At 61.1% G+C, this 14264-nt stretch carries 12 protein-coding genes; 6 read left to right on the forward strand and 6 right to left on the reverse strand.

Annotated elements, in window-relative coordinates:
• Positions 1-124: 124 nt before the first annotated feature.
• Positions 125-2995, reverse strand: coding sequence for a TonB-dependent receptor (locus LZ496_RS07310; RefSeq protein ID WP_249903990.1), 2871 nt, complete (start codon positions 2993-2995; stop codon positions 125-127).
• A gap of 250 nt (positions 2996-3245) precedes the next feature.
• Here LZ496_RS07310 and LZ496_RS07315 point away from each other — a divergent pair, with 250 nt between their 5' ends.
• Entirely contained in the window at positions 3246-4607 is a 1362-nt protein-coding gene (locus LZ496_RS07315; protein ID WP_436286472.1) for a pectate lyase family protein, read from the forward strand.
• The gene (locus LZ496_RS07320; RefSeq protein ID WP_249903991.1) at positions 4604-5008 is read left to right on the forward strand and encodes a cupin domain-containing protein; all 405 of its coding nucleotides are present in this window, start codon (positions 4604-4606) and stop codon (positions 5006-5008) included. The genes LZ496_RS07315 and LZ496_RS07320 overlap by 4 nt, the downstream gene beginning before the upstream one ends.
• 10 nt (positions 5009-5018) lie before the next feature.
• On the opposite strand, the gene LZ496_RS07325 is transcribed toward LZ496_RS07320, so the two are convergent.
• The 4 genes from LZ496_RS07325 to LZ496_RS07340 all read right to left on the reverse strand — a co-directional run bounded on the left by LZ496_RS07325 (position 5019) and on the right by LZ496_RS07340 (position 8734).
• Entirely contained in the window at positions 5019-6026 is a 1008-nt protein-coding gene (locus LZ496_RS07325) for a sugar kinase (RefSeq protein WP_249903992.1), read from the reverse strand.
• Positions 6026-6781, reverse strand: coding sequence for a 2-dehydro-3-deoxy-D-gluconate 5-dehydrogenase KduD (kduD, locus tag LZ496_RS07330; RefSeq protein ID WP_249903993.1), 756 nt, complete (start codon positions 6779-6781; stop codon positions 6026-6028). Before kduD ends, LZ496_RS07325 begins: the two co-directional genes overlap by 1 nt.
• Positions 6778-7614 (reverse strand): 5-dehydro-4-deoxy-D-glucuronate isomerase, encoded by an 837-nt coding sequence (gene kduI, locus LZ496_RS07335; RefSeq protein WP_249903994.1) that lies wholly within the window; start codon positions 7612-7614, stop codon positions 6778-6780. Before kduI ends, kduD begins: the two co-directional genes overlap by 4 nt.
• 70 nt (positions 7615-7684) lie before the next feature.
• Positions 7685-8734: a LacI family DNA-binding transcriptional regulator gene (locus LZ496_RS07340; RefSeq protein WP_436286462.1), complete on the reverse strand. Its 1050-nt coding sequence runs from the start codon at positions 8732-8734 to the stop codon at positions 7685-7687.
• Between the two features lie 155 nt (positions 8735-8889).
• Between LZ496_RS07340 and LZ496_RS07345 the strand changes: the two genes are divergently transcribed.
• Together LZ496_RS07345 and LZ496_RS07350 are read left to right on the forward strand one after the other, a co-directional pair.
• A complete protein-coding gene (locus tag LZ496_RS07345; protein WP_249903996.1) occupies positions 8890-9699 on the forward strand; it encodes a 2-keto-4-pentenoate hydratase in 810 nt (269 codons plus the stop codon).
• A 3-nt stretch (positions 9700-9702) separates the two neighbouring features.
• A complete protein-coding gene (locus LZ496_RS07350; RefSeq protein WP_249903997.1) occupies positions 9703-10989 on the forward strand; it encodes an MFS transporter in 1287 nt (428 codons plus the stop codon).
• 33 nt (positions 10990-11022) lie between these two features.
• On the opposite strand, the gene LZ496_RS07355 is transcribed toward LZ496_RS07350, so the two are convergent.
• A complete protein-coding gene (locus LZ496_RS07355) occupies positions 11023-11664 on the reverse strand; it encodes a CGNR zinc finger domain-containing protein (RefSeq protein WP_249903998.1) in 642 nt (213 codons plus the stop codon).
• Positions 11665-11811: 147 nt separating this feature from the next.
• On the opposite strand from LZ496_RS07355, the gene LZ496_RS07360 reads away from it, so the two are divergent.
• Complete coding sequence (locus LZ496_RS07360; protein ID WP_249903999.1) at positions 11812-12927, forward strand: FAD-dependent oxidoreductase; 1116 nt, start codon at positions 11812-11814, stop codon at positions 12925-12927.
• A complete protein-coding gene (lysA, locus tag LZ496_RS07365; RefSeq protein ID WP_249904000.1) occupies positions 12924-14258 on the forward strand; it encodes a diaminopimelate decarboxylase in 1335 nt (444 codons plus the stop codon). Before LZ496_RS07360 ends, lysA begins: the two co-directional genes overlap by 4 nt.
• Positions 14259-14264 lie beyond the last annotated feature (6 nt).

The following is a 14264-nucleotide window of genomic DNA, read 5'->3' on the forward strand; positions in this document are numbered from 1 at the left end:
AGCTTGCGAGAGTCAAGCAACGCTGTTTGCTAAACCTGCCGCTATCTCTGGACCACTTTCCCCCGGCAGCAAAACGGCGCCCCGCACAGGGACGCCGTTCGCATACAAATGTCGATTGCCCGTCTTAGAATTTGAACCTGAAGCCACCGTAGAACTGGCGGCCCGTGTGGTGATAGACGCTCAACCGATTAGCTTCGCTGTCGATGAACTGATCGACATATTCGTCGGTCAGGTTCACGCCTTCGAACGTCAGCTGGAAATTATCGGTGAACCAGTAGGACGCCGACATGTCGACGTTGAGCGTCGAATTGGTGCCTTCAACATCATTGAACAGCGGAAGGTTGGCGTTCGAATTGGTCAAAGGCAGGCTGTTGCGACCCGGCACTTGGGTCAGGAAATCGCTGCGATATGACAGCGACGCACGAACGCTGAACTTCTTGTCCTCATAGTACAGCGTACCGTTGGCGGTATGACGAGACAGTCCGACCAAATCCTCGCGGATCACGGCGGCGCCAGCCGCTGCGGAGAGGGGATAATCCACCTTCGAATCGACGAAGGTATAGTTGGCCTGGATACCGAAATTGTCGAACGGCGCCGGAAGGAAGCGGAACGGTGCCTGAAGCCCGATTTCGGCACCCTTTAGCTTGCCGCCGTCGCTATTGATTGGCTGCGTCACCGTGAACAGGTCGGACGGAAGCGTGCCCGGCGGCAGGATTGAATCCGGCAACCCAAGATCGCTGAACGGGATCTGCTGCGCCGTCGTCGCGATGAAGCTCTTGATGTCCTTGTAGAACAGCCCGACGATCAGCGCGGATTCAGGCGCGAAATACCATTCGGCCGACAGATCGTAGGTAATCGCCTCGATCGGTTTGATGTCCGGATTACCGCGCGCGAAGGTGCGGTTGCCGCCGGATACGCTGAACGCGCCGCCCGGATTCAGCGTGCCGATGTCTGGCCTTGAGATCACTTTGGCGATGGCGCCGCGAAGCACGAAGTCCTGAGTTATGTCCGCCGCAACGTTCAGCGACGGCAGGAAATAGTCGTACTTGCGATCCGCCTCGGTGAGGACGAAGCCGGAAGCCGTGTTGGTGTAGCCGGTCGAATTCTGCTTGGTCTGGACCCAGCGGGCGCCGACATTGCCGCGCAGCCGGACGTCGCCCAGATAGAGATTGAAATCGGCTTGGCCGTATATGCCGAAGTCCTTTTCATCGACCGTCCGCCAATTGGACCGCGCCGTGGCATTTTCCAGCCCCTGGAGCGTGAACATCCCGCAGTTGCAGTAGATGTCCAGGTCGCTGGCGAAGGCATCGATGATTGGGACCAGGAACCGTTCCGGGGTGGCGCCCGGCAGTCCGGTTTCCATGCCATAAAGCTCGGTCAGCGTCGCAAGCTGGCCCGGTGCGAGGACCGGAACCGTGGTTTCGCTGGCGCGGCGATATTCCTTTGAATCGAACTTGTACTTCTTCCAGTCGAGCCCACCCTTCAGCGTGAACTCAGGCGAGATTTCATACTTGGCTTCGCCGCGAAGTACGGAGAAGTCGTTATCGACATATTGGGGACGCAAGCGGATCTCGCCGAGCGTAAATCGCGCCGGATCCGTGACATCGAGATTGCCATAGTCGAACGTCGGGAAGCGTCCGTCACGGAAGTCGAAGCTGTAGCCCTGGACGTTGAGCGCATCGAGCGCGATCGTCGTCTGGATCGGGTTTTCGAATTTCGACTTCGACTTGCCGCCCAAAAGATCGATGCTGAACTGGTCGCTGAATTCGTGTGAAATCGACGCGGTGTACTGCGTGAACTTGGTTTCAAGCTCGTCGTAGCGGCTTTCCACGCGGACATCGACGTTGTTGAAAACGCCATAGACCAAGCTGTTGTCTTCGACGACCGCGCCCGGAAGGATGACTGTCTGCGGCTTGCCGGTGCCAGACCGGCTGAACGAGAGCGCTTCCAGATATTGTTCGGCGCGCTTGGAATCGAACTTCGAATAAAGCGCGTCGATCGTGATCATCGTGCGATCGGTCGGTTCGAACTGCAAGGTACCGGTTAGGCCCAGCCGCTCGGTGTCATACTTATAGCTGTCGTAGCGCGGAATGCGCGGATGGAAGTAATTGTTGTCAGTGGCTCCGGTCGGGCGGGTCGATGTGGCGTGGAAGCCGCCGTTCGATGAAGCAGGCTCCCAGCGAACGGTGCTGGGCCCTTCTTCCATGATCTCACGAGTGCTGTACGCCGCAGACAACAGGATGCCTATGCGATCGTCGGCGAAGCGTTTTGAAACCAGCGCGGAAAGGCGCGGGTCCACGCTTTCCGAGAAATCATTGTAACCGGCCTGCGCGGATCCCGCGAAAACGAAGTCGTCGGCATAATCGAACGGCCGCGCGGTCACGAGATCGACGGTGGCGCCCAGCGAACCTTCCTCAATATCCGCCGAAGGCGTCTTGCGGACCGTGATGCTGTTGAACAGGTCCGATGCGAAGACGTTGAAGTCAAACTGGCGACTGCGGTTGGCGCCGCCGCTGGCGTCCGCACCGCCGGTGGTGCTCATGCCTTCGATGCCGTTGATCCGGACACGCGTGAACTGCGGGGAGAGGCCGCGCACGGAGATGTTACGGCCTTCACCCTGGTCGCGCATGATCGCGACGCCGGGGATGCGCTGGATGGATTCGGCCAGGTTGTTGTCGGGGAAGTCCGCAATGTCTTCGGCTTTGATGACGTCGATGACGCCGGCCGCCCTGCGCTTGTCCTCAAGCGATGCCTTCAGCGACTGGCGATAGCCGGTGACGACGATTTCGTCGCCGGACTCTTGTGCAGCCTGGGGCTGGGCCTCTGCATTCGAATCCGCGGGCTGATCCGCCTCGACAGGAGCTGCTGGGGCTGCTGCATCCTGCGCAGCCGCCGGCTCAGCGGCGAGCGCCGCCGCTAACATGCACCACAACGCCGTCGCGCCTTTCAGCCGACCGCGCGAATCAGTGCTGGAATTCCCCCTGTTGCTGTTCATCTACCTCTCCTTGACCCTGCCCCGCCGAACACACCCTGTCGAGATGACACCGGTGTCTACAGCAGACAAAACAAAGGAAAGGATTGCACAGCGTGGCCTGCGTTTGCCTGGTCTCGCGCAATGTGCTGCTCCTCTCCCCAGTTGCAGCCTATTCTTTTTTTACTGCCCGGCCCCCTTGACAGAGTAACCGGTGTCATTGGCAGAGTGACTTGCGTCGCGGTAGCTGTCAAGACGCGTCAAACGGAGGGGTCTGGTGAAGAGAAATCGTCTTGTTGCGCTATTGCTGATCGTCGCCAGCATTACCTTGAATCCAGAGACAGCCGCGGCCGAACCGTTGGTGAAAGGCTGGGCCACGACACAGGGCGGACGCGGCGGCGCGATAGTCCGAGTGACCAACCTCAACCCCGGTGGGCCAGGATCGTTCAAGGCGGCGGTCGAACAGAAGGGTCCCCGGATCGTCGTCTTCGAAGTCGGCGGCGTCATCGACCTTGGTCTTACAACGCTGACGATCAGTGAGCCTGACCTCACCATCGCAGGCCAAACCGCTCCGTCGCCCGGCATCACACTGATCCGCGGCGGGATCGACATCAGGACCCATGACGTGATCGTCCAGCACATCAGGGTGCGGACCGGCGCATCGGGGCAGGCCAAGCGCAGCGGGTGGGAGGCAGATGCGATGTCGACCGTCGGCGCCCGCAACGTCATTGTCGATCATTGCACCATGACCTGGGGCCTCGACGAGAACCTGTCCGCGTCGGGGCCTCGCTTTACGGGAAAGACGGTTGAGGATTGGCGCAATGGCACGTCACGCAACATCACCTTCGCCTATAATTTGCTGGCCGAAGGAATTGCCGATTCCAGTCACCCGAAAGGCGAGCATTCCAAGGGCTCACTGATCCACGACAATGCCACCGGCATTCTCATCTACCGAAACGTCTATGCGCATAATTATGAGCGCAATCCGCTGCTGAAGGGCGGGGTGCAGGCGGCGGTCGTCAACAATCTAATCTTCGATCCGGGCGCACAGGCCATCCACTACAATCTGATGGATCTCGAGTGGACGGGGCAGAGGCCGATTGCCGGCGAATTGTCCGCAGTCGGCAACATCCTTCGTGCCGGCTTTTCAACGCGACCGGACATTGCCTTCGTGTCGATCGGCGGAGTCGGCGACCTCAACTATTACGGCCGCGACAATGTCGCGGTCAGCCGGCTCGGAGAGGCCCTGCCGATGTTCGGCCGATACACGACTAGTCCGGCAAAAATCGTCCAGAGGGACAAGCCGGCGCTGTGGCCCCAAGGCCTCGACGTTTTGCCAACGAACCAGGTCGAAACGCACTTGCTCCGCTTTGCGGGCGCCAGGCCTTGGGATCGGGATGCCCATGACCTTCGGGTCCTGTTCGATGTCGCCGAGGGTCGCGGCAAGATTATCGACGATGAGGCCGAAGTGGGCGGCTATCCGGTCCAGCAGATGACCCGTGCGGCCTTCGTGCCTGGCGATTGGAACCTCGACACGCTGGAGCCGAAATCTGGGCGCTATCCGGGTCAGCGTGACGATTATGTGGCGCAGCCGACCACCAGCCGTGACTTGCAGATGCGGGAACAGCAGCGATGAGCATTTTGCTTCTTCTGGCCTTGGCCGGCGCGGCGCCGCCGATGGTCGTGGTCGACGAACGAACCGTGGTGAAACAGGAAGCTCCGCCGCATGGCGCGATCGGGATGAGCACTGCCTATCGGATCAGCGACGTCGTGCCGGATCGGACGATGGAATTCCGCAAACGCGTGCTTCACGTCGGGGCGGCAATCGGCATCCATCCGATCGAGCATGACGAAGTCTATTATGTCCTGTCCGGCTCAGGCGAAGTGGAGTCAGACGGGCAAAAGGCCCAGCTTGGGCCAGGCATGGCCGCCTACCTCTATACCGGAGCCCAGGTGGGCATCAGGCAGATGGGCGCAGAACCGCTTGAGCTGATCATTTCCTATCCGCTTGCGAAGGCGCCGGCAGGCAAGCCCTAGAAAAATCGGATCACCGCCTTACGTCGAGCTCTCCGGCAAGAAATGCGTCGATGTCGCCCTGCCCGAACAAGCTGGCGTCACCCGGCAGGCTATGTTTGAGGCAGGCGAGTGCCAGCCCGTAGCGCACGGTCGTTTCCATCTCGCGGCCAGTGATCAGCCCGTGCAGCACGCCTGCCGCAAAGGCGTCGCCGGATCCAATCCGATCGACAATTCCCGAAACGACGACCTCATCGGTCGCGAACGCCGCATCCCGAGTGTCGATCCGCGCCGCAATGCGATGGCGGTCGGCGTCGTCCAGATGGCGCGCGGTCGATGCAATCGCCTGCAGCTTTGGGAAGGCTTCGAAAGCCGCAACAGCGGCCTCATGCCGCCGTTCCTCGCCGTCTCCGGCAAACTCCCGGCCCAGCAGCAGCGAGATGTCGCGGTGATTGCCGAACAAAATGTCGGACCTTGCGACCAGTTCGGTGAGAATTGTGCGCGGCTCGCTTGGCCATCGGCTCCAAAGCTGGGCACGATAATTGCCGTCGAAAGAGACTTTGGCACCCTTGTCCTGAGCCGCTTCGACCGCTGTCAGCGCTGCAGCGGCGGACCTTATTCCAAGCGCCGGCGTGATGCCTGACAGATGCAGGAACGACGCGCCGTCCAGCATCCGGGTCCAGTCGAAATCGCCAGCCTCCGCCAATGCGAAGCTGCTACCCTCGCGGTCGTAGACAATGGATGACGGGCGAAGCCCGGCGCCCGGCGACAGGAAATATAGCCCCATCCGGCCGGGGCCGGTGCCGACGCCAACGGTGCCGACGCCATATCGCCGAAGATGGCCGGCCGCCGCGTCGCCCAATGCGTTGTCGGGAACACGGCTGACCATCTCGCAATGATGGCCCAGGCGTGCGAGCCCCACCGCCACATTGGCTTCCGCGCCGCCAACATGAACATCCAGCCGAGGCGACTGCATGAGCAACTCGCGGCGCGGCGAGGTCAGGCGCAGCAGCAGCTCACCGAAGCAGACTACCTTGGACATCAGCGCGCCATCCACCCGCCGTCGACGGTCAGGATATGACCATGGACATAGTCGGAAGCGGACGAGGCCAGGAACAGTGCGGCTCCACCGAGGTCGGAGGGCTCGCCCCAGCGGCCGGCGGGGATCCGTTCCAGTATCTGCCTGTTACGAGCCTCGTCAGCCTGAAGCGCCGCCGTGTTATTGGTCGCGATATAGCCGGGCGCGATTGCGTTCACATTGATGCCCTTGGCCGCCCATTCGTTGGCGAGGAGTTTGGTGAGGCCCGCAACGCCGCTCTTGGATGCCGTATAGCTGGCGACCCGGATGCCGCCCTGGAAGCTCAAGAGCGAGGCGATGTTGATGATCTTGCCCCCGCCTTGCTCCACCATGTGACGGGCTGCGGCCTGGCTCAGGAAGAACAGGGACTTGAGATTGGTGTCGACCACCGCGTCCCAATCCTCTTCGGTGAATTCCAGCGCATCGTTTCGGCGAATGATGCCCGCATTATTGACCAGTATGTCGAGCCGGCCGAGCTCGCCTACAGTACGCTCGACGATCGATGCGACGTCGACCGTAGTCGAAAGGTCGGCATCGACGATGAGCGCCCGGCGCCCGGCGGCGCGAACCTGCCCGGCAGTATCCTCGGCGGCGGTGCGGCCAACCAGCGCTACGTCCGCGCCGGCTTCGGCCAAAGTCAGTGCGATCGCCTGCCCGATGCCGGTGTTGGCGCCAGTGACAGCGGCAACCTTTCCGCGAAGGTCGAACGGGTTCGTCATTGCAGCTGGCAAATATCGAGGACGTTCATGTCGGTATAATCCTGGTTCTCACCGGCCATCGCCCAGATGAAGGCATAGCTTCCCGTCCCAGCGCCCATGTGAATGGACCAGACCGGACTGATCACGGCCTCGCCGTCTTCCACGACGATGTGACGCATCGCTTCGCCTTCACCCATGAAGTGGAACACCCGATTTTTCTCGCCCAACTCGAAGTAGAAATAGATCTCGCTACGACGTTCATGGATGTGGGGCGGCATGGTGTTCCAAACGCTGCCCGGCTTCAGGACGGTAAGTCCCATGACCAGCTGGGCGCTATCGCAAACACCGGGGATGACGAGCTGGTAGATGGTCCGCTCGTTCGATTCCTCGAGGCTGCCTCGCTCGAGCGCGTTCGCTTCGCCGATCGAAAGCTTCCGTGTCGTGAAGGATTTATGCGCCGGGCAAGACGCCAGATAGAAGCGTGCGCCTTCGCCGGAGAAGACGACGTCCTTCGCTCCCATTGTGACGTACAGGCAGTCCTTGTTTGCAAGGTCGAACTGTTCTCCGTCAACAGTAACGGAGCCGTCCGTGTCGCCGACGTTTACAATTGCAAGCTCGCGCCGTTCCAGGAAAGGGCGCCCAGCAGCGGAGGCCGGCTCGACCTGGTCGGGTATTCGGACGTCCGATGCTCCCACCAGCACGCCGCCAATGACGAAGCGATCCGCATGAGTGTAGTTCAGCACCACTTCGCCTTGGCGAAACAGCTGCCCAATCAAATAGCGGTCGCGCAACTCGTCATTGGAGACGCACTCCATCATGTCGGGGTGCGTCGCATAATAGTTTCGGTCGAACATTTTCAGACTCTCCTGTGTTCGCCGTGGTAACCGGTGTCAGTCACCTCTTCAACCACCAACGAGGCGCCACCTAGCTTGGCGGCGGCGCGACCGACGAGCGCTTGACCAGCATCGAGGGAAGCACCGACGGCTGCGGCTCGGCCGACTCTCCGCCGACAATGTCGCCGACGAGCTTGCGTGCAGCAGCTCGGGCCATCGAGACAATTGGCCAGCGCACCGTTGTCAGCGGCGGCCAGATGTGCGCCGCGATCGGCGTATCGTCGAAGCCGATGATCGAAAGATCGTCGGGAACGATGATCCCCCGCTCGCGCGCCGCGAACACCACTCCCGCCGCCATCTCGTCATTGCTTGCGAAGATGGCGGTTGGACGCGGCGACAAATCGAACAGGCGATTGGCCGCGGTGACTCCGGTTTCGAACGTGTAGTTGCCCCTCGCGATCAGGCTCCGCGGCAAGGGTAGTCCGGCCGATTTTAGCGCATCCTCGAACCCCAGCCGCCGCTCCTGGGCCGATCTGAAACCGTCCGGCCCCTCCACAAGGCCGATCAGCTTGTGCCCTTGATGAATCAGATGCTCGGTTGCTTCGCGCACCACCTCGCGGTCGTTCGAAGCAACCATATGGTCGGCATCGTCCAACTCCGCCGAGCCAATTCGAACGTATCGGCAGTTGAGTTCCTCGCATAGGTCGGCAAGCGCATCATTCTCGCTGATCGGCGGCAGTATCACGACGCCGAACAGCCGTTGCCGTTCCAGGAAGGTGCGGACGTCCTGAAGCATCATGGGTGAAGTCCGATCGACCGGCCGAACGATCATTTCGAAGTCGGTGCCACTCAAAGCTTCGAGGATCCCGTGCTGCATGTTCAGAACCATCTGCGCATTTGGGTTGTCATGGATCAGCCCCACCAGGAAATTGCGCCGCAGCGCCAGTGCGCGAGCCTGGGGATTCGGCACATAGCCGAGATCGCGGATCACCTTCTCGACCCGTTCCCGTGTTTCTTCATTCAGCAGGGGAGACCGGTTGATGACCCGGCTTACGGTCTTCTTCGAGACCTCTGCGAGACGCGCGACATCATTGATCGTCGGCTGCCCTGACTTGCCGCTCATCGTGCCCCTTTTTGCCATCCCGACTTACATCCTTTCGGTACGCGTAACCCTTGCTACCAGCCCATGGCCGCTTTCCCAATCCGGCAATACGCGGACAAGGAAAAGCTCAACCCCCGTTGCTTATGACACCGGTTTCCAATACCGTCCAAAAAAAAGGCGGAGAGGACAGTTGGGTGGCAACAACCCATGAAGAGGCGGCATTGATCGCCGGAAGATTCGTGTCGGCGCGACGCGCGGCCGAAGGTATTTCCGGCTATCCCGGCGACATGCCGGCAAGCCTTGAGGAGGCGTATCGGATTCAGGACGAGGCGATCGCAACATGGCCGCACCCCGTTCGCGGGTGGAAGGTCGGCCGGGTCGTTCCGCCATTCACCGCGCAGTTTGGAACCGACCGGCTTGCAGGGCCGATTTTCAGTGTCGCTGAAGCTACCCAAGATGTGGATGTCGCCATGCCGGTGTTCGCCGACGGCTTTGCCGCTGGCGAAGCGGAATTCCTCTTCCGGATCGGATCAACTCCGCCGCCCGGTAAGACCCGCTTCAGCCTGGAAGAGGCTGCCGACCTCATTGACGCCGTGCATGTGGGCATCGAGATCGCCAGCTCGCCGCTACCGACCATCAATGCACTCGGCCCGGTCGCGGTGGTCTCCGATTTTGGTAACAACAATGGCCTGTTGGTCGGCCCGCCGATTCCCGACTGGGCTCGCAGCGGTTTCGAAGATTGGACCGTCGCCACCTTGGTCGACGAAGTCGAGGTGGGACGCGGATCCTCATCGGCCTTTCCGGACGGAGCGGCTGGATCGGCGCGCTTCCTGTTCGAGCTGATGGCCGGGCGGGGCATCCAGCTACTCCCAGGCCAATGGATATCAACGGGTGCAGTAACGGGCGTCCATGAAGCGGCCCCGGGTCAAACCGTCGAGGCACGGTTCGGCGCCCGATATCGACTTTCGTGCACATTTATCGAAGCCCGTCCGGAAAGGGATTAGTTGATGGCCAGCGTTGGGCAATCGGAAGTCGCGGCTTCGCCACAGGTTGGGCGTTTCCGCTGGGTTATCGTGGCGCTGCTCTTCGCCGCCACCGCGATCAATTATGTCGACCGGCAGATGATCGGGCTGTTGAAGCCGACCCTGGAACAGGAATTCGGCTGGAGCGAGACGACCTACGCCGACATCGTCTTCTATTTCCAGCTGGCCTACGCGATCGGCTACATCGTATTCGGCAACGTCGTCGACCGGATCGGTGCGCGTGCAGGCTATGCCATTGCATTCCTGATCTGGACAACCGCGCACATGCTGCACGGTGCGGCCCGATCGGCCGTTCAGTTCGCGATGGTGCGCTTCCTCCTCGGCATCGGCGAAAGCGGCAATTTCCCGGCGGGAATCAAGGCTGTCACCGAATGGTTTCCGAAGAAGGAGCGGGCATTCGCGACCGGCATATTCAATGCCGGCGCCAACGTCGGCGCGGTCATCACCCCCCTCATCGTTCCGGTGCTGGTCCTGACCTATGGCTGGCAGGCCGCCTTCGTCATCACCGGTGCCGGCAGCCTGATCTGGTTGGTTGCCTGGCTGGCGTTGTATCGGCGTCCGCGGGAATCGACGCATGTCTCTGAAGCGGAGATCGCCTACATCGAGAGCGATCCGGCGGATACGACAGCAAAGGTTCCCTGGTCGCGCTTGCTTAGGGTCAAGGAAACCTGGGCCTTCGCGATCGGCAAATTCCTCACCGACCCGATTTGGTGGATGTTCCTCTTCTGGACCCCGGACTTCCTGGTCAAACGGCACGGCCTCGACCTTAAGACCTTCGGCCCGCCGCTGGTCGTCATCTACCTCGTGTCCGACCTCGGCTCGATCGCCGGGGGCTGGATGTCGTCGAAACTCATCCACCGTGGCTGGTCCATCAACGCCGCGCGCAAGACCACGATGCTGATTTGCGCGATTGCCGTCACGCCGATCTTCTTCGCCCAATATGTCGATGACCTGTGGACAGCGGTCGCGATCATCAGCCTTGCGACCGCGGCGCACCAGGCATGGTCGGCAAATCTCTATACGCTTCCCGGCGACACCTTCCCGCGTAAGGCGGTGGGCTCGGTGATCGGGATCGGAGGTACGGCTGGCGCCATCGGTGGCATGCTGTTCGCCCTCTATATCGGACAGATCCTCGAACGTGTCGGCAGCTATGGACTGATCTTCGTGGTCGCAGGCTCGGTCTATCTGATCGCGCTGACTCTGATTCATCTCCTGATGCCTCGAATGGATCAGGCACTTCCCAGCGAGTAGCTATTCAAGCGGCTATCGAGGAAGCAGTATCTCTCAATCCTGCTTCTTCGCCGGTGCGGCGGACCGGCGGGCGCGGAAGTTTCGAACGCGCGCCGCGTTGCCGCATTGTCCAGGGTGACACCAGCGACGATGTCGCGACCGGCTCCTGTCGAAGAATAGCCAATCGCAGTTTTCGCCCTCGCATTCGCGCAGCAATTCCCGACCGGCCAGCCCGAAAAGATTCTCGATCGATAATGCAATTCGATCCACCAGCTCATCGAAGCCGCCGGCCTCATGCCCGCGCTTGAAGCTGATCCCGTCATTATCGACCATGACGCGAACGCCGCGCGCCGCGCGCTCTACCCTCGCTCTTAAAAATTCCATCGCCTTAAGGTCGATCTTGCCATTCAATCTGGCGCCCAACGCGTTGCGCGCTTCCTCTCGCAGATGGGCGATGTCCCGAAGCGCTCTTTCGGCGTTACCCGGGCGCTCGCTTGCCAACCGGCGCAAATCTCGACTCTCGTCCTGATCGATCAAACCGGCCATCTCGCTCCAGGCCAGAAGCCGGTCGAGCGAGTTCAGGCGATCTCCGGGCTCAAACCGACCTCGATATTCTACCGTGTTCATCAGATCGAGCGCTGGATGGCCGCCGACCTGGGGAAGCCCTTCGAACAGTCTCTCGCGATTCAAGCTCATGCCTCCGTCTAGCGTCCCCAGGGGCAATGCCAATGTAATTCCATTAAATGTCCTTGACCCATTACACAATATCGACGCAAAAGCTCGCCGATTTGTTGGAAAGACGATGATGATTGCTTGTGGGCGGTTGGACACTTGAAGGTCGGAGTGATCGGCGCTGGCGTGATGGGATGCGCCGCAGCGGCTGCGTTTGCGAGGCGGGGCGCCGACGTCCATTTGTTCGAACGCGAGACCATCGGCGCGCCAACCAGCAGCAGCATGGGCCCATCCCGGATTATCCGCCTCACCTATGATGAGGTCGATTATGTTCGACTGGCCCAGCAATCGTTCGAGGCGTGGCACCTGCTCGAATGCGAAACGGGCCAGTCGCTTCTCGTCGAAACCGGCGGGATCGACATCGCTGATCGAGCCGACACATCTCTCGACGCGATCGCCAATGCACTGACATTGGCTGAAGTCGAGTTTGAGCTTTGGGACGACAGGGACCTCACGTGGGCGTACCCGCAGTTCGAGTCAGAGGGCTTGCGCGCCTTGTTTCAGCCGAAGACGGCGGTGCTGCTCGCCGATCGATGCGTCGAGGCATTGGCGGCGGTCGCAATCGATCATGGGACGCAGGTTCATGAACGAACCGAAGTCCGTGAAATCGAACCAGGTGACGGCTGCGTCACCATAAGAACGGCAAACCAAAGCCACATCTTCGATAGGGTCGCCGTCTGCGCCGGCCCGCGCATCGGCCCTTTGCTAGGCGGAATTGAACTTCAACTTCCCGTCACGGTCAGCATGGAGCAGTCGGTCTATTTTGGTGCTGGCGACGATGCCAGCTTCAGGCCGCCGCGCTTTCCGATTTGCATTGGCCGATTTGGCGATCGCGGGCTGACGTCGATCTTCCCGGCGCTCGGCGGTCACGGCGTGAAGATGATGATTGAGAACAAGAACGCAGCAGCCGACCCCGAAGATTTTGCCATCGACCGGGCCGCCGTCGACCAGGTAGCGGAACGCGCCCGAATGCTCCTGCCTTCCCTCGACCACGCCATCACGCGCGTCGACCGGGCCCGCTACACGATTTTGCCTGATGAGGATTTTCTCGTCGATCGCCATCCGGCGAACGGCGAGATCATCTTGTGTTCCGCCTGCTCCGGGCATGGTTTCAAATTTGCGCCCGTGATCGGGGAAATGGTCGCTGATCTCGCCGAGGGCGGGGACGCCCATCCGCGATTTCACTTCCGCCCGGATCGGTTCGGCCTGCAGGATAGTGGAGCGTGAGGCTTTGGCCCGAATCTGCCCGCGTAGACGGCGGGCGCCTGGCTATCGGCGGGTTAGATGTCGAGGTGCTCTGCCGGACCCACGGCACGCCGCTCTATATCTTTGACGAGGCAACCTTCCGGTCCCGTTGCCGCGCCTACCGTTCCGCTCTCGAGCGCCATTACGCCGCGGAATCGGCAGTCTATTATTCCGGCAAGTCCCTGCTCAACATCGCCGTTGCTCGCCTAGCGGCCGAAGAAGGACTCGGGATCGATGTCGTTTCGGCCGGCGAGATGGAGCTTGCCCGACGGGCGGGCGTGCCGGCCGAACAGCTCCACCTACACGGCAATGCCAAGCCCCGTCATGAGATTGCCTGGTCGATCGAAGCCGGTGTCGGTGCGATCGTCGCCGACAATCTCGACGAGCTCGAAACGATCGAAGCGGTCGCGCATGAACTTGGCCGCCCAATCCGCGTGCTGCTCCGGTTTGCACCGGGCGTCGGGGCCGCCACTCACTCTCATATCCAGACCGGGCAACAGGATTCCAAATTCGGCCTTCAACCTGATCAACTGCCCGAAGCTCTGCGGTTGCTCGCAACCGCGCGCTGGACGTCACTAGTTGGAATCCATTGCCATCTTGGCTCGCAAATCTTCGACCTGGAAGCTTATCCGGTAGCGATCGAGATCATGCTCGACCTGCGCGCCGCGATCGGACGCTCCCTCGGATCGCTGCTCGCGGAGTTCAGTCCTGGCGGCGGGCTTGGCACGGCTTATGTCGATAGCGACCCGGACGTTTCGATCGACAGTTTCGTGGCCATGATCGCCAGCGCGGTGACGAAGGGTTGCGAGCGTCGGTCGATGCCCTTGCCAAAACTGTTTCTCGAACCGGGGCGATCGATCTCCGCACGGTCAATGATCGCTGTCTATGAAGTGGTCGCCCGCAAGGATCTTGCGAACGGGACCAGTACGGGAGAGGTGTCCCAATACATCCACCTCGACGGCGGAATGGCGGATAATCTGCGGCCTGCCCTCTATGGAGCCAGTTACCACGCTGCGGTCGTTACGCGTATGGATGCGCCAAGGGATCAGCGCGTCCACATCGCCGGACGCTATTGCGAATCCTCGGACATTCTCATTCGCAACATCGACATGCCGGCCGTCGCGCCAGGCGACCTCATCGCCGTTCCGGGTACCGGTGCATACACGCTTGCCATGGCGAGCAACTATAATTGGACCTGCCGGCCCGCACTCCTCGCCATCGGCAGCGACGGCGCAAGACTGATTCAGCGCCGCGAAACGATCGACGATCTCCTCCGGCGCGAAATCGAGGTCCGATCCGACATTCCCGCATGAACCGAG

The sequence above is a fragment of the Sphingomonas caseinilytica genome (genome assembly GCF_023516455.1).
Classification (GTDB): domain Bacteria; phylum Pseudomonadota; class Alphaproteobacteria; order Sphingomonadales; family Sphingomonadaceae; genus Sphingomicrobium; species Sphingomicrobium caseinilyticum.

Excerpts from the sequence above, each read along its gene's own strand:
- LZ496_RS07310 (WP_249903990.1), bottom strand. The coding sequence starts at position 2,995 with ATGAACAGCAACAGGGGGAATTCCAGCACTGATTCGCGCGGTCGGCTG.
- LZ496_RS07320 (WP_249903991.1), top strand. The coding sequence starts at position 4,604 with ATGAGCATTTTGCTTCTTCTGGCCTTGGCCGGCGCGGCGCCGCCGATG.
- LZ496_RS07325 (WP_249903992.1), bottom strand. The coding sequence starts at position 6,026 with ATGTCCAAGGTAGTCTGCTTCGGTGAGCTGCTGCTGCGCCTGACCTCG.
- kduD (WP_249903993.1), bottom strand. The coding sequence starts at position 6,781 with ATGACGAACCCGTTCGACCTTCGCGGAAAGGTTGCCGCTGTCACTGGC.
- kduI (WP_249903994.1), bottom strand. The coding sequence starts at position 7,614 with ATGTTCGACCGAAACTATTATGCGACGCACCCCGACATGATGGAGTGC.
- LZ496_RS07340 (WP_436286462.1), bottom strand. The coding sequence starts at position 8,734 with ATGGCAAAAAGGGGCACGATGAGCGGCAAGTCAGGGCAGCCGACGATC.
- LZ496_RS07350 (WP_249903997.1), top strand. The coding sequence starts at position 9,703 with ATGGCCAGCGTTGGGCAATCGGAAGTCGCGGCTTCGCCACAGGTTGGG.
- LZ496_RS07355 (WP_249903998.1), bottom strand. The coding sequence starts at position 11,664 with ATGAGCTTGAATCGCGAGAGACTGTTCGAAGGGCTTCCCCAGGTCGGC.